This window comes from Brevundimonas sp. (assembly GCF_035627475.1).
In the GTDB taxonomy this organism is placed as follows: domain Bacteria; phylum Pseudomonadota; class Alphaproteobacteria; order Caulobacterales; family Caulobacteraceae; genus Brevundimonas.
Genome location: NZ_DASPLR010000030.1, coordinates 46,633 through 71,967, shown reverse-complemented (window position 1 = coordinate 71,967; position 25,335 = coordinate 46,633). Strand labels below are relative to the sequence as shown.

Sequence of the window (25,335 nt, the reverse complement as noted above, 5' to 3'; positions counted from 1 at the left end):
GATGGTCGACGCCGTCACCACCACCAATAACGCGACCAGCCGGATCAACGCCGGCGCGGGCATGCTGGCCTCGAATTTCGAGACCTTCCTGACGCTGTTGACCTCGCAGCTGAAGAACCAGGATCCCCTGTCTCCGGTCGACTCCAACCAGTTCACCGCCCAGCTGACCCAGATGGCGGGGGTGGAGCAGCAACTCCTGACCAACGAGCTGCTGAAGAGCCTGGTCTCGGCCCAGGGCGGCGGCGGACTGGCCGGCGCGGCCAACTACATCGGCAAGGAGGCCACCGCGGCCTGGTCGGCGACGAAGTTCACCGACGGCGAGGCCGAGTGGAGTTACGAGATCGCCTCGAACGCGGCTTCGGTGAAGCTGGAGGTGCTGGACGGCTCCGGCAATGTGGTCTGGTCGGGAGACGCGCCGGACAAGACCCTCGGCGTCCACGAATTCTCCTGGGACGGCGAGGCCACCACCGGCAACGATGGCCAGGAAGGCCAGGTCTATTCACTCAGGATCACGGCCAAGGACGCCGCCGGCGGCGCCATCGACGCCCAGGTCCTGACCAAGGGCAGGATCACCGGCGTCGAGATGTACGACGGCGAGGCCTACCTGACCGTCGGCAACTCGATCCTGCCGCTGTCCAGCGTCATCGCGCTGGAGGAAGCGCGAACCGCCGCCACGCCCCCTCCCGCCGACGAAGAGGACGAGAGCCTGCTGGCCTCGATCGCCTCGTCGCTCAACCCCCTGAAACTGTTCTCGTAAGGAGCCCCGCGCCATGAGCATCAACAGCGCACTACTGGCCGGCGTGTCCGGCCTGACCGCCAACTCCGCGGCCCTCGCGGCCATCTCCCAGAACATCGCGAACGTGAACACGGTCGGCTACAAGCGGTCGGCTGCCGAATTCCAGACCGTGATCAACAGTCAGGTCACCGGCGCGGGCTATTCCGCGGGCGGCGTCCTCGCGAGCGCCCGCCACTACACCAGCCAGGCGGGGCAATTGCAGCGGACGACCTCGAACACCGACCTGGGCATCGCCGGTCAGGGCTTCTTCGTCGTCACCGAGAAGGCCGAGAACCTCCAGGTCACGGATGGCCGCCTGTTCACGCGCGCCGGCGCCTTCCGCGTCGACAATCTGGGCTATCTGAAGAACACCGCAGGCCTCTACCTGCAGGGCTGGCCCGTCGACGCAGACGGCAACATCAATGCCGATCCGTCGGACCTGAACCGCCTGCGCACCATCAACGTCGGCTCGGTGGGCGGCACGGCCCAGCCCACCACCCGGGTGCAGCTGAACGCCAACATCAAGTCCAGCCAGGCCGTCTCGGCCGAGGCGACCGATGCCGCGGCCGTGCCCCCGGGGGCCAACGCCTACGATCCGGTGACCAATTCCATGGCCATGTGGGACCCGGAAACCGGCGATGGCGTCAAACCCGACTTCGAGCTGACCATCCCCGTGTCGGACTCCAAGGGCGGTCAGCGCACCATCGCCCTGTCCTTCCTCAAGAGCACGGTGCCGAACCAGTGGTACGCCGAGATCCGGGCCATTCCCGAGTCTGACGTGGTCACCGGGGCAGGTCTGACCAACGGACAGCTGAAGACAGGACTGGTCGCCTTCACCCAGGACGGTCGCCTGGACGTCTCCGCCATGGGAGCGCTGGGCGCCGCGGCCCTGTTCCCGGATCCCACCGCCGCCACCCTGAACTTCGGTTCGTCGGACAGCGCCGCCCCCGGAGCCGGCGAGTTCAACTGGGCGGCCGGCCTCGGTATCGATGACCAGGTCCTCGCCTTCGACCTCAGCGCCGCGGCCGGCGGCCTGACCCAGTACGACAGCGCCTCGGTCGTGCAGGCCGTGCTGACCAACGGCACCGCCTTCGGCAATCTGTCCGAGGTCAAGATCGACGACACCGGCTTCGTCACCGCCATCTTCGACAACGGCGTCACCCGTCGGATCGCCCAGATCGCGCTGGCGACCTTCCCCAGCCCCGACGCCCTGCTGGAGTCGACCGGCAACGCCTTCCGGGTCAGTCAGGGCTCCGGCACCTACAATCTGAAAGCCGCCGGAACCGGGGGCGCGGGCACGATCGGGTCTTCGCAGCTCGAGGCCTCTACAGTCGACCTGTCAGCCGAGTTCACGGGCCTGATCACCACCCAGCGCGCCTACTCGGCCTCATCCAAGATCATCACCACGGCAGACGAGATGCTGGCTGAACTTATCAGCATCAAACGCTGATCTCTGGGTAAGGGGTCGTAAACTTCAATGAAGTCTTTGTTGAACACTGACCGGATGGAGGCGGGCCATTTTAGGTTTTCCTTCACCACGACGCTTAAACGGCCCTTAGCCGCCGAACGCTACGGTTCGAACCTTAGTGATGGTGGTCAATGAGGCATAAGCCCATGTTGCAAGAGCGACGCCTTAACAATCAAGGCGAACAGTACGTGGTCGGCCCGACGGGCACGCCCCTGACCCTGCACGATCTCCCGCCGGCCAATACGGACCGCTGGGTGATCCGCCGCAAGGCCGAGGTCGTGGCTGCGGTGCGCGGCGGCCTGATCAGCCTGGACGATGCGCTGGCGCGCTACCGCCTGACCGCCGAGGAGTTCCTCGCCTGGCAGAAGGCGATCGACAAATGGGGCATGCAGGGCCTGCGCACCACCCGCATCCAGCACTACGGCCGCGGCAGCTAGAATACTCTCCCCGAAGATACGGCGGCCGCTTCCGGCGAGGGAGCGGCCGTTGTCGTTTCCGGCGCGGATTCGCCGGCGGCCTCGAAATCGCGCGGCTTTCGCACTAGATAGCGCGCCATGACGCTCGCGGACGACATCTGCCCGGTTCCGACCATCGCCCCAATGTCCGGCAAGGCCGACATGGACGCGGCGATCGAGGCCGCGCGCGCGGCGGTCGGACTGCCGGCCGGATCGCGCGTCGTGGCGGCGATGTCCGGCGGCGTCGACTCCACCGTGGTCGCCGCCCTGCTCCACAAGGCGGGCTACGACGTGGTCGGCGTGACGCTGCAGCTGTACGACCACGGCGCGGCGCTCAAGAAGAAGGGCGCCTGCTGCGCCGGCCAGGACATTCACGACGCACGGCTGGCGGCCGAGATGCTCGGCATCCCGCACTATGTGCTGGACTATGAAAGCCGCTTCCGCGACGCGGTGATCGACCAGTTCGCGGACAGCTACCTGGCCGGCCAGACGCCGGTCCCCTGCATTCGCTGCAACCAGACGGTCAAATTCCGCGACCTGCTCGACGTCGCCCGCGATCTCGGCGCGGAGGCCATGGCGACGGGCCACTATGTGCGCCGTGCGGTCGTTGGGGGCCGCCCCCAGATGCGCAAGGCGGTCGATCACTCGCGCGACCAGTCCTACTTCCTGTTCGCCACGACGGCGGAGCAACTGGGCTATCTGCGCTTTCCGCTCGCTGACCTCGAGAAGCCGCAGGTGCGGGGCGTCGCCGCCGAACTGGGTCTGCGCATCGCGGCCAAGCCCGACAGCCAGGACATCTGCTTCGTCCCCAACGGCGATTACCGGACGCTGATCGACAAGCTGCGGCCGCAGGGCCGCGAGGCGGGCGAGATCGTGCATATGGATGGCCGCGTGCTCGGCTCCCATTCGGGGATCACCGACTACACCATCGGTCAGCGGCGCGGCCTCAACGTCGCCGTGGGCGAACCGCTGTTCGTGACGAAGCTCGATCCGGCGAAGCGGCATGTGATCGTCGGTCCGCGCGAGGCGCTGCTGACCGCGGCCCTGACGCTGGACGAGACCAACTGGCTGGGCGACGAGCCCTCGATGGAGGCGGCCGCGCACGCGGGTGCGCCGGTGCTCGCCCGCGTCCGCTCGACCCGGCCACCCTCGTCTGCCCGGCTGTCGATGACCGATGGCGCGGTATCCGTCGCCTTCGAGACCGGCGAAGAAGGCGTGGCCCCGGGCCAGGCCTGCGCCCTCTATGACCCCGCGGATCCGGACCGGCTGCTCGGCGGCGGCTTCATCACGACGACCACGGCCGTTGTCTGACACGCACGACGATCCGCTGGCGTTGGCGTCCCGCACCGGACTGCCGCCCGAATTCCTGTACCTTCGCGACGCCCTGCCCAGGGAGCGCTGGAGTACGGGCGGCCTGCATCCCACCGCGCGGCGGTGGCTGCACATGCACGGCGGCTTCAGGGCGCACCAGGCGGAGATGGGCGCGATGGTCGACGCCTGGCGCCGCGACCAGGTCGACATCAGAAGCCTGCACCGCTCGCTGATCCCGGCGCTGCAGCAGTACCTGCAGCACCTCGACGGGCACCACCGGATCGAGAGCGGTCATTATTTCCCGGCCCTGCAGCAATTGGAGCCCCGGATCGCGGGGGGGATCGACCTCCTGGACCGGGACCACGAGGCCATCCACGCCCATATCGAGGCGATGGTGCGGACCGGTCGCGCCCTGCACGAGGCGGTGGCGGTCGGGGCGGCGGACGCGGGCGACCGGGTCGAGCGGCTGGCCGACGTCCTCGATCTGGCCGGACCGCAACTGACCCGCCACCTCGACGACGAGGAGGATATCGTCATCCCCCTGATCGCCCTGCGCGGCGACCCGCTGGGCTAGAGGCCCCGCGACGGCATCAGCTTGCGGCGCTGGCGGACGAGGGCGATCGGGCGGCCGTCGGGGGCGTGGGCGACGCCGTCCTCTACGGCCCAGCCGCCGCCGACGTCGCGGCTGGTGAAGTGGAAATAGGCCCAGCCGTCGGGCGAGGTGTCGGGGGTGATCGCGGTCAGCAGATCGGCGCGGAGATCGACGCTGGCGGAGATGATGGGCGGGGCGGGGAAGGCCGTGAAATAGGTCGGGTACAGGCCGTCGAGCAGGAAGAGCAGGCGGGCCTCGTCCAGCGGCGCGGCGTCGATGGTGCGCATCCAGCAGCCGAGTTCGGGGGCGCGGCCGGCGTTCTCGCCGAACAGTTTCGGGCCGGCGACAAAGCGGTGGTCGATGAGCTGGGTGAACCAGGGACCGAAGGCGGGGTCCATGGGCGTCCGGTCGAGGTCACGGACTGGCGTCGGCGCGGCGGCGAGCGGCGTCAGCACCGGTCCATGGACGTCGCGGCCGTAGGTGCCGAGCGCCTGGATCGCGGGCCGGTCGGGCTGGCCGCCCGAGACGGAGGCGTAGACGACGTTGCGGCCGCCGCGGTCAAGGACGGGTCGGAAGCCGATCTCCTCGAACCGGGCCGCGGCGAGGTACTGGATGGTCAGGCTCTGGAGCGGAGGTTCGATGCCCAGGCCCTGCCGCATGGCTCCCGCCGCCAGCGCCGCCATCAGTCCGCCGAAGGGCGCGCCCCTCTCCTGCGGCGCCGAACGGGGAGCGTTGGAAAAGTCGCCGGACAGGCGGGCGGTCAGACCGCCTTCGCCGGCGGCGGTCAGGGTCAGGGCCTCGGCGAGGGTCTGTTGGGTCATGGGCTCGGACTAACGCGGGCGAAAGGCGGGCGGAAGGCCGAAACCTTCCGCCCCAGGTCGAGGGATCCGGAAACGCCGCGAGCGGGTTTGCCGCGAGTCCGTAGCCAAACAAGACTTACCCAGTCCGTTTAGATTGGCAACCCTCTTGCCAAAAGCCTGACGCGGGGTCACCTTTGCCACATGGGACGCACCGCAGACTATTCTCGCCAGAGCTGTTCGATCGCCGCCACGCTGGAGGTGATCGGCGATCCCTGGACCCTGCTGGTCATTCGCGACGCCTTCAACGGGGTCAGCCGGTTCGAGCAGTGGCAGGAGCGGCTGGGCGTGGCGCGCAACGTCCTGGCGGCGCGGCTGAAATCGCTGGTGCAGCACGGCGTGCTGGAGCCGCACCTGTATTCCGAACGGCCGCCGCGCAACGAGTACCGGCTGACGGCCAAGGGCAAGGACCTGTACGGCGTGCTGGTCACCCTGCACGGCTGGGGCGCCAAGCACGTCTACGGCGGGGCCGACGCCGGCATCTCGATGACCCACAAGACCTGCGGCCAGGAACTGACGCCGCGCATCGCCTGCGGCTGTTGCGGCGAACTGGTCAAGCCGCGCGACATCCAGCTGAACCTCGCCGAGAACCGGCCCACGGTCGGCGAGATGATGCCCCGCACCGACGAAGAAGCGGCCTGAGCCGCCCACGCTTGCACGGCGGGTCCAAAGAGCCGATCTAGCCCCCGATTTTTCACTACCCTCCCAAGGTTTCGCCATGTCCGACCCGATCGTCATCTGTTCCTTCGCCCGCACGCCGATGGGCGGCTTCCAGGGCGCGCTGGCGGGTGTGAAGGCCACCGAGCTGGGCTCCACGGCGGTGAAGGCGGCGGTCGAGCGGGCCGGGGTCGATCCGGAGAAGATCGAGCAGATCTACATGGGCTGCGTCCTGCCGGCGGGTCTGGGCCAGGCCCCGGCGCGGCAGGCCGCGCTGGGCGCCGGTCTGGGCCGCCATGTCGAGGCGACCACGGTCAACAAGATGTGCGGTTCGGGCCTGCAGGCGGTGATGATGGCCTCGGACGCCCTGACCGCCGGCAGCGCCGACGTCATCGTGGCCGGCGGCATGGAGAGCATGACCGGCGCGCCGTATCTGATGAACAAGCACCGCGGCGGGGCCCGCATCGGCCACGACGTCATCGTCGACTCGATGATGATGGACGGTCTGGAGGACGCCTATGCGCCCGGCAAGCCGATGGGCTCGTTCGCCGAGGACACGGCGGGGACCTACCAGTTTTCGCGCGAGGCCCAGGACGCCTATGCGATCGAAAGCCTGACCCGGGCCCGCAACGCCATTGCCTCGGGCGCCTTCAAGGCCGAGATCGCGCCGGTCGAGGTGACCACCCGCAAGGGCGTGGAGACGGTCAGTGAGGACGAGCAGCCCGGCAAGGCCATGCCGGAGAAGATCCCCAATCTGAAGCCGGCGTTCGCCAAGGACGGCACCATCACGGCGGCCTCCTCGGCCTCGATCTCGGACGGGGCGGCGGCCGTGGTCATGACCCGCGAGAGCGTGGCGAAGGCCCTGGGCCTGCCGATCGTGGCGCGGATCGTCAGCCACTCGGCCCACGCCCATGAGCCGGGCCTGTTCACCACCGCCCCGGTGCCGGCGATGCAGAAGGCGCTGAAGAGGGCCGGCTGGTCGGTCGAGGACGTCGACCTGTGGGAGATCAACGAAGCCTTCGCCGTGGTGCCGATGATCGCCATGCAGGAGCTGGGCATCGAGCACGCGAAGCTGAACGTGAACGGCGGGGCCACGGCGCTTGGCCACCCGATCGGAGCCTCGGGCGCCCGGGTGCTGGCCACGCTGCTGGCGGCGTTGCAGGCGCGCGGCGGCAAGAAGGGCGTGGCCAGCCTGTGCATCGGCGGCGGCGAGGCCGTGGCCATGGCGGTGGAACTGGCCTGAGGCTGGTTCTACCCGGGTAAAACTCCGAAAACGGAGGGTGCGAAGACGGCAAGGTCGCACCCGGTCCGGCCGGGCCCCTGAAATTCGGGGGGCAGAGTCGGCAGAGTCGGCGCCGGGGCAGCTGTGGCGTTGACGCGCCTTGGCGGCGCGTGCGGCGATTCGATTGTCAAAGACCGGCGGCGGTTCCCCGGGAGGACCGCGGCAAGGAGTATGCGCCCGCCCGCTACTGAGGCGGGAAGACAGCGTCGAGAAAATCGGATGTGGTTGATGCGGCGGGATGTTTTCCTCTGAACCCGACTATAGTTCCGCGGATTGTCAGCACAGCGCCATCGCTTCGGACGCGGAAACGATCGCGGGGGTGGAGGGGGAACAGCGGGGGCCGGCGCCCGGTTGGACAGGTCTCTCAACGGAGGAAGACCATGTCCATCAGACTCATGACCGTCATCGCCGGCGCCGCCGCCGCCACCCTGCTGGCGGCCTGCACGCCAGCGGAAGAGCCCGCCCCGGAAGCCGCCGGCGCCGCCGAAGCGGCCGACGCCGCACGACGGGCCGACGGCATGGACAGCCCGGCCATGGCGGGTCCGCAGACGCCCTATTCGCAGGCCGAGCAGCAGATGCAGCAGGCGATGATGCAGGCCACCGGCGCAGACGCTTCGGAGACCTTCGCCCGCAAGATGATCGAACACCATCGCGGCGGCATCGCCATGTCCGAAGTGCTGATGCGGCAGAACCCCGACGCCAAACTGCGCGAGATGGCCGAAAAGACCATGGCGATGCAGCGCCGCGAGATCGGCGAACTGGAGCGCTGGATCGCCGAACACCAGTCGGGCGGCGCCGAGGCTTCGGCCGCCCCGGCGAAGGAAGGCTGAGCACCCGGTCGCTCCTCCGCCGCGCGGCAGGGCTGAGAGGGCGGGCCGGCCCTGCGCCGCCGCCCTTGCCGACGGTGCGCGCGCCGTCCTAGCCTCTGCGGAGGAGCCGACCCCATGATGCTGAACCGCAGAGACGCGCTGGGCCTCGCCGCCCTGGCCGCGACACCGCTTCCCGGGTCGGGAGTGACACCGGTGTCGCAGACTGACGCCCCGCCGGATCCGGCGGAGACGATCCGGCTGTGGCCAGGCCGGGCGCCGGGTGGGGAGCGGGTGGCCGTGACCCCGCGGGTGGTGGAGCGTTCGACCGATCCGGCCTTCCACGACCGGTTCGCGCAATACACCACCGAGCCCCTGCTGACGGTGCTGCGGCCGGCGCGGCCGAATGGGGCCTCGCTGCTGCTGATCCCGGGCGGCGGCTACAAATGGGCGGTGGTGGACAAGGAGGGGATGGACTGCGCGCGGGTGTTCGCGGCGGCGGGCGTGACCTGTTTCGTGCTGCGCTACCGCCTGCCGGGGGATGGCTGGGCGGCCGGGCCGGACGCGCCGCTGCAGGACGCGCAGCGGGCGCTGCGGCTGGCAAGGGCGCGGGCCGCGGCGGACGGGCTGGACCCGGCGCGCGTGCCGGTGCTCGGCGCGTCGGCAGGCGGGCATCTGGCCGGGATGCTGACGGCGCGGACGGACGCGACCTATGCTCCCGTGGACGCGGCGGACGCGGGGTCGTTCCGGCCGGATCTGTCGATCCTGCTGTATCCGGTGGCGACCATGGCCGATCCGTTCGTCCACGCCGGATCGCGGCGCGAATTGCTGGGCGAGGCGCCGACTGCGGAGGCGATCGAGCGGTATTCGCTGGAGCGGATGGACTGGCGTGGCGCCCCGCCGGCTTTCCTGCTGCACGCCATGGACGACCCGGCCGTGCCCGTGGAGAACAGCCTGCAGCTGCTGACGGCGCTGAGGGCGGCGGGCGTCCCGGCCGAGACCCACCTGTTCGAGGAGGGCGGGCACGGCTTCGGCATCCGGCTGATCGAGGGCCGGCCAGCCGCGGCCTGGCCCGGTCTGGCGCTGGCGTGGGGCATGCGGCGGGGCTGGATTACACAGGTGTAATCTTCTCCGCCTTGCGGGCACGTCGTCGACCGTTAAGGTCGCCGCGGCTCTTCAGGAACGGATGGTTTCGAATGCGTATCGGACTGTTGCTTGCGTCGGTCGCCGGCGTTTCCCTGATGGCGCAGGCGGCGCTGGCGCAGCAGAGCGCCCCCCAGAGCATTGGGCCGGTCGACCAGTCCAAAGGCAGTTTCGAGGACAAGTTCCGCCAGTTCGAGGGCGAGGACTGGCCAACGCCGACCGACTATCGCAACGCCTCGGGCGCGCCGGGCCACCGCTACTGGCAGCAGCAGGTGGACTACGACATAGACGTGTCGCTGGACGAGGGACGGCGGACCCTGACCGGCCGCGAGGCGGTGACCTACACCAACAATTCGCCGGACGCCCTGGGGTATCTGTGGCTGCTGCTGGACCAGCAGAATTATCGCCGCGACTCCCTCGCCGAGCGCACCCGGACCTACAGCAATTCCGAGACCGTCAGCGTCAACGAGATCAGCCGCATCCGGCGCTTCCAGGATTGGGAAGGCGGCTTCAACGACCTGCGCATCGCCGGTCCGGACGGCCAGGCCCTGCCCTTCACCATCGTCGACTCGATGCTGCGGATCGAACTGCCGCGGCCGCTGGCGACGGGACAGAGCTTCGCCTTCACCATCGACTTCACCCTGCCCCTGCCCGAGACCAACGTGGTCGGTGGACGCAGCGGCTACGAGTGCTTCACCAAGGCCCACGAGGACGGCAACTGCCTGTTTCTGGCGGCGCAGTGGTTCCCGCGGCTGGCGGTCTATTCCGACTACGAGGGCTGGCACAATGCCCAGTTCCTCGGCTCGGGCGAGTTCACCCTGGAGTTCGGGGACTACGACGTCTCGATCACCGCCCCGGCCGATCACGTGGTGGCGGCGACGGGAGAACTGCAGAACCCCGAGATCCTGAGCGCCGAGCAGCGGGCGCGGCTGGACCGGGCCCGGACCGCGGACGAGCCGGTCTATATCGTCACGCCCCAGGAGGCCGCGGCGGCCGAGGCGCGGCCGGCGCGATCCGGCACCCGGACGTGGAATTTCAGCGCCGACAACGTGCGCGACTTCGGCTGGGCCTCGAGCCGCAAATTCATCTGGGACGCCATGGGCGTCGAGCAGGAGAGCGCCGAGCATCCCGTGGTCATGGCCATGTCCTTCTATCCGAAGGAGGCCCGGCCGCTGTGGGACGCCTATTCGACGAAGTCGATCGCCCACACCCTGGACGTCTACAACCAGTTCGCCTTCACCTATCCCTATCCCACGGCGCAGTCGGTCAACGGGCCGGTCGGCGGGATGGAATATCCGATGATCACCTTCAACGGGCCGCGGCCCGTGCGGGCGGACGACGGCAGCCTGACCTATACCGAGCGGGCCAAGAACGGGCTGATCGGGGTCGTCATCCACGAGGTCGGCCACACCTATTTCCCGATGATCGTCAACTCGGACGAACGCCAGTGGACGTGGATGGACGAGGGACTGAACAGCTTCCTGCAGTTCCAGGCCGAAAAGCTGTGGGACGCCGACTTCCCGGCCCGGGGCGAGCCGCGCGACATCGTCGAATACATGGTCAGCCAGGACCAGGTGCCGGTGATGACCCAGTCGGACAGCCTGCTGCAGTTCGGCAACAACGCCTACGCCAAGCCGGCCACGGCGCTGGTCATCCTGCGCGAGACGGTGCTGGGCCGCGAACTGTTCGACCGGGCGTTCCGGGAATACGCGCAGCGCTGGGCCTTCAAGCGACCGACGCCGTACGACTTCTTCCGCACCATGGAGGAGAGCTCGGGCGTCGACCTCGACTGGTTCTGGCGGGGCTGGTTCTATTCGACCGACCATGTCGACATCGCGCTGGAAGGCGTGACCGCGGCGCGGCTGGAAAGCACCGATCCGGAGGTGCGCGCCCGCGCCGCCCGCGAGCGCTTCGAGGCCGAGCCGGGGTCGCTGACCGCGGACCGGAACGAGGGCATCGAGACGGTGGTCGAGCGGGATCCCGCCACGCGGGACTTCTACAACCAGACCGACCGGTTCACGGTCACCGCCCAGCAGCGCCGCGACGCCGAAAGCGCGGCCCGCAAGGCCGACGAGGACCGTCGCGCGGCCCAGGGCTTCGACGACAACATCTACCGCTTCACCTTCCGCAACGTCGGCGGGCTGGTCATGCCGGTGATCCTGAAGCTGACCTATTCGGACGGATCGGACGAGACGATCCGCATCCCGGCCGAGGTGTGGCGGCGCAACAGCCGGCAGGTGGTGTGGCAGCACGTGTCGTCCAAGACCCTGACCAGCGCCGAGATCGACCCGCTGTGGGAGACGGCGGACGCCGACCGGGGCAACAACTTCTATCCGCAGCGCATCGACGCGCGGTCGCTGCGGCTGTCGCCCGCGCCGCCTCCGGGGGAGAACCGGATGCGCGACTCCGACGTCGAGGTCAGCCCCGACTCCACCGCCGCGCGCGTGCGCCGCAGGGACTAGCACGATGCTGAAACGCACCCTCCTGACCGCCGCGCTGATCGCGGGCCTGGCCTCGCCGGCCCTGGCCCATCGCGGCCATGCGGGGCTGACGGTGATCGAGATCGACGAGGGCTCCGGCGCGGTCAGCGTGACGCACCGGTTCGCAGCGCACGACGTCGAGCCGGCCCTGCCCAGCATCGCGCCGGAGGCCCAGCCGAGTCTCGACGATCCGCGCGCCGTGGCTGATCTGGAGGCGCATCTGGGGGCGCGGTTCCGGCTGGCGGTCGACGGGGCGGCGGTTCCGGTCAGCCACGTCGGCACCTCGCTGGCGGGCGACAACATCCGGGTGGTGTTCGGCGGCGAGACCGCCGACCGCGACGTGCATGCGGTGACCGTCGACCTCGACTTCTTCCCCGGCGTGCACGACGACCAGGAGCAGCAGGTCAATGTGCGGGTCGGCGGGGTGACGCGGACGGTGGTGTTCCGGCCCGGCGCGGAAGCGCAGACGGTGACCTTCTAGTCCTCTTCCGCCGCCTCGAGGTCGGCGGGATCGAAGTCGTAGTCGAGCAGGTCCCCGGGCCTGCAGTCGAGGGCGGCGCACAGTTTGGCGAGGGTGCGGAAGCGGATGCCCTTGACCTTGCCGGAGCGGAACAGGGACAGCTGGGTCTCCGACAGGCCGACCTCCTGGGCGAGGTCGCGGGCCTTGAGGCCCTTCTTCACGATCAGCTGGTCGAGGGTGACGCGGATCGGCATCAGATCATCTCGTCCAGCTCGGCCTGGACCTTGCCGGCCTGCTCGACCACGCCGCCGAGCAGGAACAGGGCCCCGCCGATCATGCCGAGGGTCATGCCGGGCACGTCGAAATGCAGATAGCCGCCGCGCGCCTCGCCGAGCACCCGCAACAGATTGCTCATCACGAAGACGCTGAACACGCCACCGACGCCGAGGGCCAGGCCGACCCGGCGCAGGGCGTCCGAGACCGTCGGCTGGAACAGGCGGCCCTTGCCAAGGTCGCCCATGGCCCGCCCGATCGACCAGACGCCGAACAGATAGCAGGCGGCGGGGATCGCCCAGATCACGGACACGACCAGCCGGGAGCCGAAGTCCGGAGACCCGCGCGACCAGATCGTGATCGGGGCGACCAGATGGATCAGCGCCAGCAAGGCGCCGACGCTGATCACCATGAACACCGCCAGCCAGCGGAACTGGGCGCAGCGGCGGCGGAAGCGGGCGAGGTCCGTCTGGCTCACGGGGGGATCTCCGATCGGAAAGCTGTCTTATCTTTAATCTTGACTTAAAGACCGCGCGTTTGCAACTTTATGTCTGACTTAAACGAACGAGAGCGCCGACGATGACCGCCGCCATCGAGACCCGCGACCTGACCCGCCGCTTCGGACGCCAGCTGGCCGCCGACGCCGTGTCGATGAGCGTGCCGGACAGGGCCGTCTACGGCTTTCTGGGACGCAACGGCGCGGGCAAGACGACGACGCTGAAGATGCTGCTGGGGCTGATCCGGCCGAGCGGCGGGACGGCGCTGGTCGGCGGGGTCGACGTGGCCCGCGACCGGATCGGGGCGGCGCGCAAGGTCGGGGCGCTGCTGGAGGCGCACGGCTTCTACGGCAATCTGTCCGGGCGCGAGAACCTGGACCTGACGCGCGGCCTGCTGGGCCTGCCGAAGCGCGAGATCGACCGGGTGCTGGAGGTGGTCGAGATGACGGAGCACGCGCGGCGCCGGGTCTGCGACTATTCGCTGGGCATGCGGCAGAGGCTGGGGCTGGCCCGGGCCATGCTGGGCGCGCCGCCGGTGCTGGTGCTGGACGAGCCGACCAACGGGCTGGACCCGGACGGCATCGCCGACATGCGCCGGTTCCTGAGGGCCCTGCCGGAGCGGACCGGGGCCACGGTGCTGCTGTCCAGCCACCTGCTGGGCGAGATCGAGCAGACGGCGACCCATGTGGGCATCCTCAGCCACGGGCGGCTGGTGCTGGAGGGGGAGCTGGCGAGGCTGAAGGCCGATCTGGCGCCGGAGATAGCGCTGCAGACCGACGACGCCGGGCGCGCCACGGCGCTGGCCCGGGCGCGGGGGTTCGACGTCGCGCCGACGGAGGACGGGCTGGTCGCACGGCTGAAGCCGGGGGAGGACGCGCGCACCGCCTCCGCCTCGCTGAACCGGGCCCTGGTCGAGGCCGACATCGCCGTCTTCGCCATCGGCGCCCGGTCGCGCTCGCTGGAGGGCATCTACCGCGAGGTCTCGCCGCCCTCACCCGCCGCCACCTCTGTCAAAGCCCGGCCGGAGTTCGCCTGATGACCGCCTCGCCCCTGTTCGCGCCCCTGTTCGTCGAGATCCGCAAGCTGAACCGGTCGCTGGCCGCGGTGCTGGCCGTGGCGGCGCCGTCGCTGATCGCCATCTTCGTCTTCTTCAACATGATGCGGGGCAAGGCGCCGCAGCCGTGGGACATGTGGATGGTCAGCGCCTCGGGCATCTGGGCCTTCTTCATGCTGCCGATGAGCGTGACGGCCCTGACGGCGCTGGTCGCGCACATGGAGCACGGGCCGAGGTCGTGGGACCATCTGCGCGCCCTGCCCCTGCCCCGCTGGCGGCTGTATGCGGCCAAGGCGGTCTGCGTGCTGGCCGTCGTGGCGCTGATGAGCGCGGCGGTGCTGGCGCTGACCTGGGGCGCGGTGATGCTGGCGGCGGCGATCATGCCGCACCTGCAGCCGACGGGGCCGTTCGATCTGGCCGCCTGCGCCTCGATGATGGGCAGGATGTTCGGCGCCGCCCTGCTGATGATCGCCATCCAGCTGTGGGTCGCCCTGCGCTACGCCAGCTTCGTGCCGGCGCTGGCGGTGGGCATCGGCGGGACCTTCTTCTCGGTCGTGGCGACCTCAGCGAAACAGGGGGTCTTCTTCCCGTGGCAGATGCCCGTCAACATGCTGGCCGGCGAGGCGTGGCGCGTCCAGACGGCCCTGGGGCTGGGGCTTGGCCTCGGCGTGGCGGCGATGGTCGCCGCCCTGGTCCATCTGAGCCGGCGCGAGGTGCTGTGAGGCCGGACGGTCCCCGCGCATGAGGCGCGCCAGGGCGGCGCTTCCGGTCAGCTGCACGATCATCCCCGCCTCATCTATTTGCGACTCATTCGCAGATTGCGTGACGCCGGACGGCGTGGCAAGCCCGAAGGGTCGGTGGCGACTGACGGAGCATCCCCATGCGTGAAGACGGAAAGCTGGACTATCTCGAACTGCCGGGCGGCGACCTGGCCGCTTCCAAGGCCTTCTACGGCGCGGCCTTCGGCTGGAAATTCACAGACTACGGACCGGAGTACGCCGCGTTCGACGAGGGGCTGGACGGCGGTTTCGACGCCCAGGAGGACGCCACGCGCGCGCCCCTGCCCGTCCTGTTCGCGCACGATCTGGAGGCCATGCTGGCCAGGGTGGAGGCCGCGGGCGGGACCATCGTCAAGCCGATCTTCGCCTTCCCCGGCGGACGGCGGTTCCATTTCCGCGACCCGGCGGGCAACGAGCTGGCGGTGTGGTCGGAGACCTGAACCCGCCCGCGAAGAGCTGCGGCGACTGCGGCCTGTGCTGCAAGCTGATGGGGGTTACGGCGCTCGACAAGCCCGCGGGCAAATGGTGCCGTCACTTCAGCAAGGCGGGCGGCTGCGCGGTCTATGAGACGCGGCCCGGCGACTGCCGCGCATTCAACTGCCTGTGGCTGCTGACGGAGGCGCTGGACGAGGCGTGGAAGCCTTCGACGGCGGGGTTCGTGCTGCACAGCGAACGGGGCGGGGCGCGGCTGATCGTGGAGTCCGATCCAGCGCGGCCGCACGACTGGCGGCGCGAGCCCTACCAGTCGACGCTGCGGCGCTGGGCCGCCGCGCCGGGCATGGAGGTGCTGGTGTTCGCGGGCCGGCGCGGCGTGCGCCTGGGCACGGCGGATGAGGCAGTGCGGCGGGCCGGGGCGAACCCGGCCTGATCCGGCCCCGGTTGCGCGCCGGCGGCCGCCGCCCATATCGAGGAAACGCCGTTCGGGGGTCGTGATGCTGGCTTGCGTGATGCTTGTGGTGCTGTGGCTTGTCGCCTTCCCGACCAACCCGCTGGGCCGCGCCCTTCGCAGACTGCTCGTCGATCTGCCGGCCGAACGCCTCGGCGGGGTCACGCCGGGAAAGGCGGCCTTCTACTGCGCCCTGGGGACAGCCGGCGCGATCCTGTTCTGGCTGTTCGAGAGCGAAGGCCTCCGGCTGTTCAGCCTGATGGCGCCCGATCTCATCGTCTGGTTCACGATGTTCGACGTCTCGGTCTTCCTCGACGTGTTTCTGCTGACCGTCGCTGTCGCGGCGAGGGCGCGCGTCCGGATCGTCGCCGTGGCGCTCGTCGGCCAGGTTCAGCAGGTTTCGTCCCGGATCGTCGCGAAGGTCGCCGGCCGCGACCGCCGCCCCCCAAGGAGCAGGACCACCCGCACGAACAGCCCCCCGTCGGATGACGGCGAGCCCGCCGGCTACGGGTTTGCGATGGCCTGATCAGGCCGGGCCGGTTCGCGCGATCTGACGCATGGCCCCCGCCCCGCCTGATGGGGATCTGGGGACGAAATAGTTCAGTTCAAGAATTGGCAGGCGGCGAAATATGCGCAGTTTGTCGAGCCCTCGAAAACCGGACGGGAGGGTTCCATGCGCGTGCTGTTGTCGACCTATGGATCGCGCGGCGATGTCGAGCCCATGGCGGGGCTGGCGGCGGCCCTGCAGGCGATAGGGGCCGAAGCGGTCGTCTCCGCGCCGGCGGATCCGGAATTCTGCAGGCTGCTGGACCGGGCCGGCGTCCGCCTGGCCCCCGCCTTCATGCCGGTGCGCGCCTGGATCGACCTGGCCAGGCGGTCGGGATGGAAGCTGCCCCGGGCCGCGGCCGAGATGGTCGCCGCCCAGCACGAGGCCCTCGCCGCCGCGGCCGAGGGCTGCGACGCCGTCGTGGCCACCGGCCTGTTCCCGTCGACGGCGGCGGCGCAGGCGGTGGCCGAGACGCGGGGCATCCCCTACGTCCACACCAGCTACTGTCCGATCATCCTGCCGTCGCCGCACCATCCGCCGCTGGAGTATCCCGGCCACCCCCACCCGCCGGGCGTGACCGACCATGTGGCGCTGTGGGACGCGAACGACCGGGCGATGGACGCCCTGTTCGGCGAGGCGGTGAACAACCATCGGGCCGCCGTCGGCCTGGCGGTGGCGGACCACGTGCGGGACTACGTCTTCACGGACCGGCCGTGGCTGGCCTGCGACCCGGTGCTGGGTCCGTGGCGGCCGACGGGGATGACCGACGCCGTGCAGACGGGCGCATGGATCCTGCCGGACGACCGGCCGCTTCCGGCCGGGCTGGAGGCCTTTCTCGCGGCCGGCGAGCCACCGGTCTATGTCGGCTTCGGCAGCATGGCCATGGCGGGGGCGAAGGACGCCGCCTCCGTCGCCATCGAGGCGGTTCGCGCACAGGGACGGCGCATCGTCCTGGCGAGGGGCTGGGCCGACCTCGCCCTGATCGACGAGGGGACCGACGCCTTCGCCGTGGGTGACGTCAACCAGCAGGCGCTGTTCCCGCGCGTCGCCGCCGTCGTGCACCACGGCGGCGCAGGCACAACCACGACCGCCGCGCGGGCGGGGGCGCCCCAGGTGATCGTCCCGCAGATCGCGGACCAGCCCTACTGGGCCGGGCGGGTGGCCGACCTCGGCGTCGGCGTGGCGCACGCGGGACCGGTCCCGACAGTCGAGTCCCTGTCCGCCGGACTGGAGACAGTCTTGCGGGCCGAGACGCGCGTCCGCTCGGCCGCCGTCGCGGGCCTGATCCGCGGCGACGGAGCCGCAAGGGCCGCGCGGGAGCTTGTGGAGACGATCGGCCGGGCCTGCGGCCGCTAGCGGACGTCCACCGACTGGGCGATGCGTTCGGCGAGAGCGCGATCGGCGCCCTCGAGGCTCATGGTCCAGACGTGGATTTCGCGGGGGTCGGCGCCCTCGCGCTGGAACAGGTGTTCGCGGGCGTAGCGGACGCCGTCCTCGGTCGAGACCACCGAGGCCCGTCCTGCGGCCTCGAGCACCTCGCCGCTGTAGATGGGAAACTGCGAGGCGGGGCCCGTGTAGATCATGGCGAAGGAGCGGTCGCCCCGGCGGATGGTGTAGATCCTGAAGTCCGGGCCGGGCCGGCCGGTGACGAGTTCGAACCCGGCCGGCAGGTCGACCGTGAACGGCAGGGCGGCGCGGGCGGCGGCGTCGAGGACGGTGACGGCCGGAACGGCTGGCGGCGGCGGCGGCTCAGCCGGGGCAGGCGCCGTCGCGGGAACAGTCGCCGGAGCCGGGCGGGCTGGGGCGGGCGCGGGCCGGACCGGAGCCGGGGCCGCCGCCGTACTTGCGGGCGGGGTGGCGACCGGACGCGCCGGGACGGACCGGGCCGACGCCGGGGCCGGGGCCGGAGCCGGAGCCGACGTCGCCGCGGGCGGCCTTTCGGCAGGGCGGGCTGGAGCCGCGGCCGTGGGAGCGGTGACAGCCACGCCGCTCGCGGGCGCGGGCGTCACCGCCGGGCGTACGGGCGCGGGGGCGGAAGCGGTCGCCGGCCGGGTGGCGGCCGGAGGCGCGACGGCGGGCGCCGGCGTGGATGTCGCGACCGGAGCCGGCGTCACGGGCTCGGGCGCCAGATAGGTGGCGGGGCGGGGCGGGCCGCTGTTGAGGCTGCTGGTGATGTCGGCGCCGGGCGGCGGACTCTGGGGCGCGCTCTGGGGGGCTGCGCTCGGGGGCGCGGCCTGCTGCGGCGCGGCGAGCAGGAGGGCGACGGCGGCGGATGCGGCGGTGATCATGGGGCGGACTGTCGCGCCTCAGCCCATGAACGGCAAGGCCCTGAGCGCATAGGCGACCGCGGCGGTGACGGCCGAGGCCGCGACGGCGAGGCCGGCGAACCAGCCGAGCCGCTTCCACAGCGGGCCGGACGCTTCGCCCGGTTCCGGCGGCGGCTCGATCCTAATGATAGCCCGCCTCCGGCGTCACCTTGCCCCGGAACACCCAGTAGACCCAGCCGGTGTAGGCGAGGATCAGCGGCAGGATGACCACGGCGCCGACCAGCATCAGGCCCAGCGCATTGTCGGGCGCCGCCCCCTGACGGAAGTCGACGGCATAGGGCACGACATAGGGGAAGAAGCCCGCGGCGAGGCCGGAGTAGCCCGACAGGAAGACGAGGGCGGCGCCGACGAAGGGCAGGCCATGCGAGGCCCGGCGCACGCCTGCGCCCACCAGCACAAGGCCGACAAGGCCCAGCAACGGGATCCACGACAGGGTGAGGAAACGGCCCATGTCGAGGCCGCCGCCGGTCCAGCCCCAGCGCCCGGCCACGATGGGGTGGACCACCAGGGTCGACAGGCTGACCCCGACCAGGAACAGGGCCGTCAGCACACCCGAGATCAGCGCCCAGCGCCGGGCGTCGCCATGCAGGTCGTCCGTCGTCTTCCACATCAGCCAGGTCGCGCCGAGCAGGGCGTAGCCGCAGACCAGACCCGCCGCCACCAGCAGGGTATAGGGGGTGAACCAGTCGAAGGTCCCGCCCGCGAAGCGGCCGTCGACGACCTCGACCCCCTGGATGAAGCCGCCAAGGATCAAACCCTGGGCGAAGGCGGCGAGGATGGAGCCGAAGGCGAACATGGCGGTCCAGAACGGCCGCCCCCTCGCCCGCCCCCGGAAGCGGAACTCGAACGCCACCCCGCGCAGGATCAACCCCGCCAGCATCAGGATCACCGGCAGGTAGAAGGCCGGCATGACGATCGAATAGGCCAGGGGAAAGGCCGCCAGCAGGCCGCCGCCGCCCAGCACCAGCCAGGTCTCGTTGCCGTCCCATACGGGCGCGACGGTGTTCATCATCACGTCCCGGTCCTCGCGGCTGCGCGAGAACGGGAACAGTATGCCGACGCCGAGGTCGAAGCCGTCCAGCAGGACGTAGAGCAGCACGCCGGTGGCGATCAGCCCGGCCCAGATGAGCGGAAGGTCGAGGCTCATTGCGGATCTCCCGGAGTTTCCTCGGGCGCGGCGGCGAGCGGGGTTCCCGGCGCGCGCTGGCCGTCCGGCCGGGGTTCGGCCGCGCCGGCGACCGGGCCCTCGGCCAGCAGGCGCAGGATGTAGATGGCCCCCGCCACGAAGACGATGGCGTAGACGGTGACGTAGATCAGCAGGGAGGTGGCGACCGAGCCCGCGGTCACGGGCGAGACCGCGTCGGCCGTCCGCACCAGCCCCTGGACCACCCAAGGCTGGCGGCCGACCTCGGTGACGACCCAGCCGGCGATCACCGCCACGAAGCCGGCCGGCCCCATGGCCACGGCGAAGCGCATGAAGGCGCGGCTGCCGACGAGGCGCCTGCGCCAGACGAGCCAGGCTCCCCAGAGGCCGAGCGCCAGCATCAGGACGCCCAGCCCGACCATGATCCGGAAACTCCAGAACACCAGGAAGACCGGCGGCTGGTCCTCGGGGGCGAAGGCGTCGAGCCCGGTGACCACCTCGTCGGCGGGCGCGACCAGCACGCCGCCGCCGGGCAGGGCGAGCTCGAAATGGTTCGACTGGGAGGCGCGGTCGGGGATGGCGAACAGGATCAGCGGGTGGTTGGCCCGGGTCTCCCAGTAGGCCTCGATGGCGGCCAGCTTCTGGGGCTGGTGGTCCTTGGCCACGAGGCCGGACTCGTGGCCGACCAGCACCTGGATCGGGGCGAGGACGGCGATCAGCCCGACGGCCATGGTCAGGGCCAGGCGGCTCTCCGCCTGGTCGCGGTTGCGCAGCAGCTGGTAGGCCGAGGCGCCGCCGACCACCAGGGCGGTGGTCAGGAAGGCGGCGATCAGCATGTGGGCCATGCGCGACGGGAAGCTGGGGTTGAAGATCGCCTCCATGAAGCTGGTGGCGACGATGCGGCCGTCGGCGAGCACCTCGTAGCCGGCCGGGGTCTGCATCCAGCTGTTGGCGGACAGGATCCAGAAGGCGGAGATGGTGGTGCCGACGGCGACCAGGACGGTAGCGAGGAAATGCAGCCGCGGGCCGACCTTCTTCCAGCCGAACAGCATGACGCCGAGGAAGGAGGCCTCGAGGAAGAAGGCGGTCAGGACTTCATAGGCCAGCAGCGGCCCGATGACGCCGCCGGTCAGGCGGATGAACTCCGACCAGTTGGTGCCGAACTGGTAGCTGAGCACGATGCCGGAGACGACGCCCATGCCGAAGCTTATGGCGAAGATCTTCACCCAGAACAGGTAGAGGGTCTTGAAGGCCTCGCGCTTCGTGGCCAGCCACAATCCCTCCAGCACGGCGAGGAAGGCCGCCAGGCCTATGGTGAAGGCCGGGAAGAGGATGTGGAAGGCGATGGTGAAGGCGAACTGCAGGCGCGACAGCAGCAGCGGATCATATTCCACGGCGGACATCCTCGGTGAGTGTCCTCCCAAGAATGCGCCGATGGGTCGGTGAGGTCCACAGGGGCCGGATTCGCGCGGCGGAAAGCCGCAACGGCCAAGCTCAGGCGGCCGGGAGCTCGACCCAGAAGGCCGCGCCTTCGCCGGGGGTGGAGACCACGCCGATGGCCCCGCCCTGGAGCTCGACCAGCCGCTTGGCCAGGGCCAGGCCGATGCCGTGCCCCTCGACCGTCGAGCGTTCGAGGCCGAGGCGGTTGAAGGGCTCGAACAGCTGGGCCTGTTTCTCGGTCGACAGGCCGGGGCCGCGGTCGATGACCTCGATGCGGACGCCGTCGTAGATCTTGCTGGCGCGGAAGACGACTACGCCGCCGGCGCCGCCGTATTTGACGGCGTTGGAGGCGAGGTTGGCGATCACCTGGGTCAGGCGCTGGGAGTCGGCCAGGGCGATCAGGCCGTCGCCCTCGCTGACGACGTGCAGGCGGATGTCCTTCGCCTCGGGGCGCAGGGCCGTGGCGCGGCGCACGTCCTCGAGAACGCCGGGCACGTCGGTGGGGCGCAGCTCGACCTTGACCGCCCCGGACTCCGCCCGGGCGACGTCGAGCAGGTCGTGGGCGAGGGCCTCGACCTGGCGGGCGGTCTTGACCAGCATGTCGGCCATTTCGCCCTGGGTCGGGGTGATCGCGCCGAGCTGGCCGGTCTTCCACAGCTCGCCGATGCCGATGACGCCGCCGACGGGGCTCTTGATCTCGTGCGCGACGTTGGCGAGCAGGCGGGACTTGGCTTCGGAAGCGCGCTCGGCGCGCATCTGGCCGGCCTTGGCGCGGTCGGACAGGCGGTCGCGCTCCTCGAGCAGGGAGGCCACCAGCAGGATCGGCATGCAGCCGAGCAGCACCATCAGCTGGGCCAGCAGGGCCTGGTCGGCCAGATCGGGGCCCGCCGAGATGAACGGGCCGCGGCCCATCATGGAGCCGCCGACGGCGGTGATCGCCACCAGCACCAGGGCCGTGGAGACTCCCAGCACGCGGAAGCGGGCGGCGAACAGGATCAGCACGGGAACGACAACGAAGCCGACCTGCACCTGGGACTGGAAGAAGACACCGACGCAGACCGCGACGAGCAGGGCCAGAAGGACGGCCGCCTCGGCCGCGCGGACAGGATTGCGCAGCATGACGAGATGGCGCCGGGTCAGCGACAGGCCGAAGGAGCCGAGGACGGCGATGCCAAGGGCGTGGCCGAACCACCAGGTCTGGAAGGTGTAGAAGGGGTCGTCGCCCTGGATCATGTACAGCGCGGCCGCGGCGGCGGCGGCGGCGGGTACCGGGGCGATGACGGCGGCGCTGAGCAGGAAGCGGCAGGCGCCGTCGACGGTCGCCAGGTTGAGCGTCGGCGCGAACCGCCGGGCCAGCAGGACCGCCCCCACGATCTCGATCATGTTGAGGACCGTGAACAGGGCGCTGAGGAGGTAGGAGTTGCCGGCCAGCAGTTCGCCGGCGACGATGCCGGTGGCCAGCAGGCCTGCGAAGCAGACGTCGTACGACGGTCCGCGGGCGTTCCGGAGCCAGACGGCGACGGCGAGGCCTCCGGCGCCCCAGAGGGCGGCGACGAGGCCGGCGGTGCGGGCGAAATGGATGCACAGAACGACCAGCACCATCACCGCCATGGCGGTGAAGATCGGGGCCAGCGGCTCACGGAAGAAGGCGACCGCGCTGTTGACCGCCATGGGCGCATCGGCGCGCGGCTTCGCGCTGGCCCCGGGGGCCGCAACCGGTTCGGACGGATCGAGCGCACGGCTCATGAGCATTGGGGTTCCGGGGGAGCGGCTTGTCTTCCGGTTTCCTTAGCCCGGCGCTTCCTAATATCCCCTGAAGGTCAGCCGCTTGCGTTCAGCACCTGATTGAAGGCCCGGACCGCCGCCGCGGGTCCTTCGGGATGGTTCCAGACGGCCGCGCTGACGGCGACGAAATCCGCCCCCGCCCGCGCCAGATCGCCGGCGTTGGCGGGCGTGATCCCGCCGATGGCGACGCAGGGGATCTCGACGGTCTCCTGCCAGATGGACAGGATTTCGGGATCGGGACGGTGGGCCGTCTCCTTCGTCGTGGTCGGGAAGAAGGCGCCGAAGGCGACGTAGTCGGCCCCGGCCTCGGCCGCGTCCATGGCCAGTTCGCGGCTGTCGTGGCAGGTCACGCCGATCATCGCGTCGGGGCCCATCAGCCGCCGAGCCTCGGCCAGGCTCGCGTCCGACTGTCCGACGTGGACGCCGTCGCAGCCTGAGCGGGCGGCGAGGTCCGGGCGGTCGTTGAGGATCACCGCCACGCCGTGGGCGCGGGCGACGGGGGCGAGCGCCTCGACGGCGGCGAGTATCGCGGCGTCGTCGGCGGGCTTGAGCCGGATCTGCAGGGCGGCCACGTCGCCGGCGGCGAGCGCGCCATCCAGGGCGACCGCGAATGCGGCGAGGTCGGCGATCTCCTGCGGGGTGATCAGGTACAGCCGGCAGGGCGGACGCGGCGGGACGAGGGGTTCTCTGGCCATGCCGGGGAAGTGCGGCGGACGGCGGCCGCGGTCAAGCGCGCTACGTACAAGACCGGAGTGCGAACGACTTGCATTCGCCGCAATCCGCCTGCTAATAGCGAACCGTTCGCAATCTCTCGCGGGTTCGCATCTTGTACGTCTGCAACTGCAACGGCCTTCGCCAGCGTGACGTCGCCCGGGCCATCGAGGCGGGCGCGACGCGTCCAAAGGACGTGTTCGACCGCCACCAGTGCCGCCCCCAGTGCGCCCGCTGCGTCTGCGAAATGCGCGAGATGATCGACGAGACCCGCCAGTCCTTCGCCCTCGCCGCCGAATAGGCCGCCCTTTCCGGGCGGGAGATTCATTCGCATTTTCAATGTCGTGAGAAGTGTTCGCAGGTGAGCACAGCGGCCGTTTCCGTGTTAATTGCGGCGCACAGGCGCGGGTGATTCAGACCGTCAGGCCGACGGGCGCCCCGCGGAAGAAAGAACGACGATGAAGGGCGATCCCGCGATCATCCGCACCCTCAACGCGGTGCTGACCAACGAGCTGACGGCGGTCAACCAGTACTTTCTGCACGCCCGGATGTTCGAGAGCTGGGGGCTGAAGCACCTCGGAAACGTCATCTACGAAGAGTCGATCGGCGAGATGAAACACGCCGACAAGCTGATCAAGCGGGTGCTGTTCCTCGACGGCCTGCCCAATCTGCAGGACCTGCACAAGCTGAAGATCGGCGAGAGCGCCATCGAATGCCTCGGCTCCGACCTGCAGCTGGAGCTGGGCGGGCGCGACACCCTGCTGGCCGGCATCGCCCAGTGCGAAGCGGCCTCGGACTTCATCAGCCGCCAGATCCTGACCGAGATCCTCGCCGACACCGAGGAGCACATCGACTTCCTCGAGGCCCAGCACAAGCTGATCGAACAGCTGGGCGAGCAGAACTATCTGCAGTCGGCCATGACCGAGATCGCGCCGGACCGGAGCGCGACGGGGAACTGAGCCCCCTCCCCGCCCATTCCGCTCCCGACCGAGAGGGAGCCCGGCAATGAGCATCGACAACGCCCTGGACGACGCGCGCGACGCGGCGACGGACTTCCTCAACGCCGAGGGCCGGCATCCGCGCCATGTGGCGCTCGGCGTCGCCCTGACCGTCGGGTTCGCGCTGGCGGCGACCGTGTTCGCGACCCGCGCCCTGGGGCCCGTGCGGGACCGGCCGCACGACGACCATGCGCCGGTCACCGAGCGGCCCCGCGGGCCGCTGAGCCTGATCCTGCCGGCGGTGTTCTCGGTCACCACCCTGTCCGCCGTCCGGGTCTGGAACGCTCCGCCGGCGCGCGAGCGTACGGTGGCGATGACGCTGTGGGCGGCGGCGCAGGCGCTGAACGCCGTGTGGATCGCCCTGCGCCCGGCCGGCCGCGCCATGCAGATCGCGGCGGCCATGTCGTCGGCGGGACTGGCGGCGGCCTTCGCCCACGAGGCGCGCAAGATCGACGCCCGGGCCGGCAAGCTGGCCTCGCCGATGGGGCGCAAGGTGCATATGGCGAACCGGGTCGAGGAACAGGCGACGGTGCACTGACCGGCGCGGCGGAAAGCGCCCCCTCCACCAGGCTGCGCGCGGTCCCCGCCCCCACGCTTCGCCCGGGGGA

General features: G+C 70.4%; 28 protein-coding genes. 20 read left to right on the top strand and 8 right to left on the bottom strand.

Annotated features, from left to right (window positions below; genetic code table 11):
• The first annotated feature begins 1 nt into the window (after position 1).
• The 5 genes from VEA62_RS08205 to VEA62_RS08185 all read left to right on the top strand — a co-directional run bounded on the left by VEA62_RS08205 (position 2) and on the right by VEA62_RS08185 (position 4,583).
• Positions 2-757, top strand: a complete 756-nt coding sequence (locus tag VEA62_RS08205; protein WP_324820435.1) for a flagellar hook assembly protein FlgD — start codon at positions 2-4, stop codon at positions 755-757.
• A gap of 13 nt (positions 758-770) precedes the next feature.
• Entirely contained in the window at positions 771-2,225 is a 1,455-nt protein-coding gene (gene flgE, locus VEA62_RS08200; protein WP_324820433.1) for a flagellar hook protein FlgE, read from the top strand.
• Positions 2,226-2,389: 164 nt separating this feature from the next.
• On the top strand, positions 2,390-2,680 hold the full coding sequence (locus VEA62_RS08195) for a DUF1153 domain-containing protein (RefSeq protein ID WP_168046867.1): 291 nt from the start codon (positions 2,390-2,392) through the stop codon (positions 2,678-2,680).
• A gap of 117 nt (positions 2,681-2,797) precedes the next feature.
• Positions 2,798-4,009 (top strand): tRNA 2-thiouridine(34) synthase MnmA, encoded by a 1,212-nt coding sequence (gene mnmA, locus VEA62_RS08190; RefSeq protein ID WP_324820431.1) that lies wholly within the window; start codon positions 2,798-2,800, stop codon positions 4,007-4,009.
• Positions 4,002-4,583, top strand: a complete 582-nt coding sequence (locus VEA62_RS08185; protein ID WP_324820429.1) for a hemerythrin domain-containing protein — start codon at positions 4,002-4,004, stop codon at positions 4,581-4,583. The genes mnmA and VEA62_RS08185 overlap by 8 nt, the downstream gene beginning before the upstream one ends.
• Here VEA62_RS08185 and VEA62_RS08180 read toward each other — a convergent pair.
• Positions 4,580-5,422 (bottom strand): thioesterase family protein, encoded by an 843-nt coding sequence (locus VEA62_RS08180; RefSeq protein ID WP_324820427.1) that lies wholly within the window; start codon positions 5,420-5,422, stop codon positions 4,580-4,582. The genes VEA62_RS08185 and VEA62_RS08180 overlap by 4 nt on opposite strands.
• Positions 5,423-5,602: 180 nt before the next feature.
• Here VEA62_RS08180 and VEA62_RS08175 point away from each other — a divergent pair, with 180 nt between their 5' ends.
• The 6 genes from VEA62_RS08175 (at position 5,603) to VEA62_RS08150 (ending at position 12,307) form a co-directional block, all read left to right on the top strand.
• Positions 5,603-6,100 carry a helix-turn-helix domain-containing protein gene (locus VEA62_RS08175; RefSeq protein WP_324820425.1) on the top strand — a complete coding sequence of 166 codons (498 nt, stop codon included), beginning with the start codon at positions 5,603-5,605 and terminating at the stop codon, positions 6,098-6,100.
• Positions 6,101-6,176: 76 nt separating this feature from the next.
• A complete protein-coding gene (locus VEA62_RS08170; RefSeq protein WP_324820423.1) occupies positions 6,177-7,358 on the top strand; it encodes an acetyl-CoA C-acyltransferase in 1,182 nt (393 codons plus the stop codon).
• A 419-nt stretch (positions 7,359-7,777) separates the two neighbouring features.
• Positions 7,778-8,227 carry a DUF305 domain-containing protein gene (locus tag VEA62_RS08165; RefSeq protein WP_324820421.1) on the top strand — a complete coding sequence of 150 codons (450 nt, stop codon included), beginning with the start codon at positions 7,778-7,780 and terminating at the stop codon, positions 8,225-8,227.
• Positions 8,228-8,344: 117 nt separating this feature from the next.
• A complete protein-coding gene (locus tag VEA62_RS08160) occupies positions 8,345-9,328 on the top strand; it encodes an alpha/beta hydrolase (RefSeq protein WP_324820419.1) in 984 nt (327 codons plus the stop codon).
• A gap of 116 nt (positions 9,329-9,444) precedes the next feature.
• Positions 9,445-11,808 carry a M1 family metallopeptidase gene (locus tag VEA62_RS08155; RefSeq protein ID WP_324820594.1) on the top strand — a complete coding sequence of 788 codons (2,364 nt, stop codon included), beginning with the start codon at positions 9,445-9,447 and terminating at the stop codon, positions 11,806-11,808.
• A 4-nt stretch (positions 11,809-11,812) separates the two neighbouring features.
• Complete coding sequence (locus VEA62_RS08150) at positions 11,813-12,307, top strand: DUF6702 family protein (RefSeq protein WP_324820417.1); 495 nt, start codon at positions 11,813-11,815, stop codon at positions 12,305-12,307.
• Here the strand turns inward: VEA62_RS08150 and VEA62_RS08145 are convergent.
• On the bottom strand, positions 12,304-12,540 hold the full coding sequence (locus tag VEA62_RS08145) for a helix-turn-helix transcriptional regulator (protein ID WP_324820416.1): 237 nt from the start codon (positions 12,538-12,540) through the stop codon (positions 12,304-12,306). The two genes, VEA62_RS08150 and VEA62_RS08145, sit on opposite strands and share 4 nt — an antisense overlap.
• Entirely contained in the window at positions 12,540-13,037 is a 498-nt protein-coding gene (locus VEA62_RS08140) for a DUF2975 domain-containing protein (protein WP_324820415.1), read from the bottom strand. Before VEA62_RS08140 ends, VEA62_RS08145 begins: the two co-directional genes overlap by 1 nt.
• Positions 13,038-13,138: 101 nt before the next feature.
• On the opposite strand from VEA62_RS08140, the gene VEA62_RS08135 reads away from it, so the two are divergent.
• From VEA62_RS08135 to VEA62_RS08110, 6 genes are all read left to right on the top strand, one after another.
• Complete coding sequence (locus tag VEA62_RS08135; RefSeq protein WP_324820413.1) at positions 13,139-14,092, top strand: ABC transporter ATP-binding protein; 954 nt, start codon at positions 13,139-13,141, stop codon at positions 14,090-14,092.
• Positions 14,093-14,106: 14 nt separating this feature from the next.
• Positions 14,107-14,832 (top strand): ABC transporter permease, encoded by a 726-nt coding sequence (locus VEA62_RS08130; protein ID WP_324820592.1) that lies wholly within the window; start codon positions 14,107-14,109, stop codon positions 14,830-14,832.
• Positions 14,833-14,990: 158 nt separating this feature from the next.
• Positions 14,991-15,329: a VOC family protein gene (locus VEA62_RS08125; protein WP_324820411.1), complete on the top strand. Its 339-nt coding sequence runs from the start codon at positions 14,991-14,993 to the stop codon at positions 15,327-15,329.
• Positions 15,314-15,757, top strand: coding sequence for a YkgJ family cysteine cluster protein (locus VEA62_RS08120; RefSeq protein ID WP_324820409.1), 444 nt, complete (start codon positions 15,314-15,316; stop codon positions 15,755-15,757). Before VEA62_RS08125 ends, VEA62_RS08120 begins: the two co-directional genes overlap by 16 nt.
• A gap of 64 nt (positions 15,758-15,821) precedes the next feature.
• A complete protein-coding gene (locus tag VEA62_RS08115) occupies positions 15,822-16,301 on the top strand; it encodes a hypothetical protein (protein ID WP_324820406.1) in 480 nt (159 codons plus the stop codon).
• A 147-nt stretch (positions 16,302-16,448) separates the two neighbouring features.
• On the top strand, positions 16,449-17,678 hold the full coding sequence (locus VEA62_RS08110) for a glycosyltransferase (RefSeq protein ID WP_324820404.1): 1,230 nt from the start codon (positions 16,449-16,451) through the stop codon (positions 17,676-17,678).
• Here VEA62_RS08110 and VEA62_RS08105 read toward each other — a convergent pair.
• The 5 genes from VEA62_RS08105 to thiE all read right to left on the bottom strand — a co-directional run bounded on the left by VEA62_RS08105 (position 17,675) and on the right by thiE (position 23,713).
• Entirely contained in the window at positions 17,675-18,610 is a 936-nt protein-coding gene (locus tag VEA62_RS08105; RefSeq protein ID WP_324820402.1) for a hypothetical protein, read from the bottom strand. The two genes, VEA62_RS08110 and VEA62_RS08105, sit on opposite strands and share 4 nt — an antisense overlap.
• Before the next feature lie 160 nt (positions 18,611-18,770).
• Entirely contained in the window at positions 18,771-19,796 is a 1,026-nt protein-coding gene (gene cydB, locus VEA62_RS08100; RefSeq protein ID WP_324820400.1) for a cytochrome d ubiquinol oxidase subunit II, read from the bottom strand.
• Positions 19,793-21,196: a cytochrome ubiquinol oxidase subunit I gene (locus tag VEA62_RS08095; RefSeq protein WP_324820398.1), complete on the bottom strand. Its 1,404-nt coding sequence runs from the start codon at positions 21,194-21,196 to the stop codon at positions 19,793-19,795. Before VEA62_RS08095 ends, cydB begins: the two co-directional genes overlap by 4 nt.
• A 91-nt stretch (positions 21,197-21,287) precedes the next feature.
• The gene (locus VEA62_RS08090; RefSeq protein ID WP_324820396.1) at positions 21,288-22,985 is read right to left on the bottom strand and encodes an ATP-binding protein; all 1,698 of its coding nucleotides are present in this window, start codon (positions 22,983-22,985) and stop codon (positions 21,288-21,290) included.
• Between the two features lie 68 nt (positions 22,986-23,053).
• The gene (gene thiE / locus VEA62_RS08085) at positions 23,054-23,713 is read right to left on the bottom strand and encodes a thiamine phosphate synthase (protein ID WP_324820394.1); all 660 of its coding nucleotides are present in this window, start codon (positions 23,711-23,713) and stop codon (positions 23,054-23,056) included.
• 131 nt (positions 23,714-23,844) lie between these two features.
• Here thiE and VEA62_RS08080 point away from each other — a divergent pair, with 131 nt between their 5' ends.
• The 3 genes from VEA62_RS08080 to VEA62_RS08070 all read left to right on the top strand — a co-directional run bounded on the left by VEA62_RS08080 (position 23,845) and on the right by VEA62_RS08070 (position 25,265).
• Entirely contained in the window at positions 23,845-24,030 is a 186-nt protein-coding gene (locus tag VEA62_RS08080; protein WP_324820392.1) for a (2Fe-2S)-binding protein, read from the top strand.
• 157 nt (positions 24,031-24,187) lie between these two features.
• Positions 24,188-24,688, top strand: coding sequence for a bacterioferritin (bfr, locus tag VEA62_RS08075; protein WP_324820390.1), 501 nt, complete (start codon positions 24,188-24,190; stop codon positions 24,686-24,688).
• 46 nt (positions 24,689-24,734) lie between these two features.
• Positions 24,735-25,265 carry a TspO protein gene (locus VEA62_RS08070; protein WP_324820389.1) on the top strand — a complete coding sequence of 177 codons (531 nt, stop codon included), beginning with the start codon at positions 24,735-24,737 and terminating at the stop codon, positions 25,263-25,265.
• Positions 25,266-25,335 lie beyond the last annotated feature (70 nt).

Excerpts from the sequence above, each read along its gene's own strand:
- VEA62_RS08205 (WP_324820435.1), top strand. The coding sequence starts at position 2 with ATGGTCGACGCCGTCACCACCACCAATAACGCGACCAGCCGGATCAAC.
- flgE (WP_324820433.1), top strand. The coding sequence starts at position 771 with ATGAGCATCAACAGCGCACTACTGGCCGGCGTGTCCGGCCTGACCGCC.
- VEA62_RS08195 (WP_168046867.1), top strand. The coding sequence starts at position 2,390 with ATGTTGCAAGAGCGACGCCTTAACAATCAAGGCGAACAGTACGTGGTC.
- mnmA (WP_324820431.1), top strand. The coding sequence starts at position 2,798 with ATGACGCTCGCGGACGACATCTGCCCGGTTCCGACCATCGCCCCAATG.
- VEA62_RS08180 (WP_324820427.1), bottom strand. The coding sequence starts at position 5,422 with ATGACCCAACAGACCCTCGCCGAGGCCCTGACCCTGACCGCCGCCGGC.
- VEA62_RS08175 (WP_324820425.1), top strand. The coding sequence starts at position 5,603 with ATGGGACGCACCGCAGACTATTCTCGCCAGAGCTGTTCGATCGCCGCC.
- VEA62_RS08170 (WP_324820423.1), top strand. The coding sequence starts at position 6,177 with ATGTCCGACCCGATCGTCATCTGTTCCTTCGCCCGCACGCCGATGGGC.
- VEA62_RS08165 (WP_324820421.1), top strand. The coding sequence starts at position 7,778 with ATGTCCATCAGACTCATGACCGTCATCGCCGGCGCCGCCGCCGCCACC.
- VEA62_RS08160 (WP_324820419.1), top strand. The coding sequence starts at position 8,345 with ATGCTGAACCGCAGAGACGCGCTGGGCCTCGCCGCCCTGGCCGCGACA.
- VEA62_RS08155 (WP_324820594.1), top strand. The coding sequence starts at position 9,445 with ATGGCGCAGGCGGCGCTGGCGCAGCAGAGCGCCCCCCAGAGCATTGGG.
- VEA62_RS08150 (WP_324820417.1), top strand. The coding sequence starts at position 11,813 with ATGCTGAAACGCACCCTCCTGACCGCCGCGCTGATCGCGGGCCTGGCC.
- VEA62_RS08145 (WP_324820416.1), bottom strand. The coding sequence starts at position 12,540 with ATGCCGATCCGCGTCACCCTCGACCAGCTGATCGTGAAGAAGGGCCTC.
- VEA62_RS08135 (WP_324820413.1), top strand. The coding sequence starts at position 13,139 with ATGACCGCCGCCATCGAGACCCGCGACCTGACCCGCCGCTTCGGACGC.
- VEA62_RS08125 (WP_324820411.1), top strand. The coding sequence starts at position 14,991 with ATGCGTGAAGACGGAAAGCTGGACTATCTCGAACTGCCGGGCGGCGAC.
- VEA62_RS08115 (WP_324820406.1), top strand. The coding sequence starts at position 15,822 with ATGCTGGCTTGCGTGATGCTTGTGGTGCTGTGGCTTGTCGCCTTCCCG.
- VEA62_RS08110 (WP_324820404.1), top strand. The coding sequence starts at position 16,449 with ATGCGCGTGCTGTTGTCGACCTATGGATCGCGCGGCGATGTCGAGCCC.
- VEA62_RS08105 (WP_324820402.1), bottom strand. The coding sequence starts at position 18,610 with ATGATCACCGCCGCATCCGCCGCCGTCGCCCTCCTGCTCGCCGCGCCG.
- cydB (WP_324820400.1), bottom strand. The coding sequence starts at position 19,796 with ATGAGCCTCGACCTTCCGCTCATCTGGGCCGGGCTGATCGCCACCGGC.
- VEA62_RS08095 (WP_324820398.1), bottom strand. The coding sequence starts at position 21,196 with ATGTCCGCCGTGGAATATGATCCGCTGCTGCTGTCGCGCCTGCAGTTC.
- VEA62_RS08090 (WP_324820396.1), bottom strand. The coding sequence starts at position 22,985 with ATGCTCATGAGCCGTGCGCTCGATCCGTCCGAACCGGTTGCGGCCCCC.
- thiE (WP_324820394.1), bottom strand. The coding sequence starts at position 23,713 with ATGGCCAGAGAACCCCTCGTCCCGCCGCGTCCGCCCTGCCGGCTGTAC.
- bfr (WP_324820390.1), top strand. The coding sequence starts at position 24,188 with ATGAAGGGCGATCCCGCGATCATCCGCACCCTCAACGCGGTGCTGACC.
- VEA62_RS08070 (WP_324820389.1), top strand. The coding sequence starts at position 24,735 with ATGAGCATCGACAACGCCCTGGACGACGCGCGCGACGCGGCGACGGAC.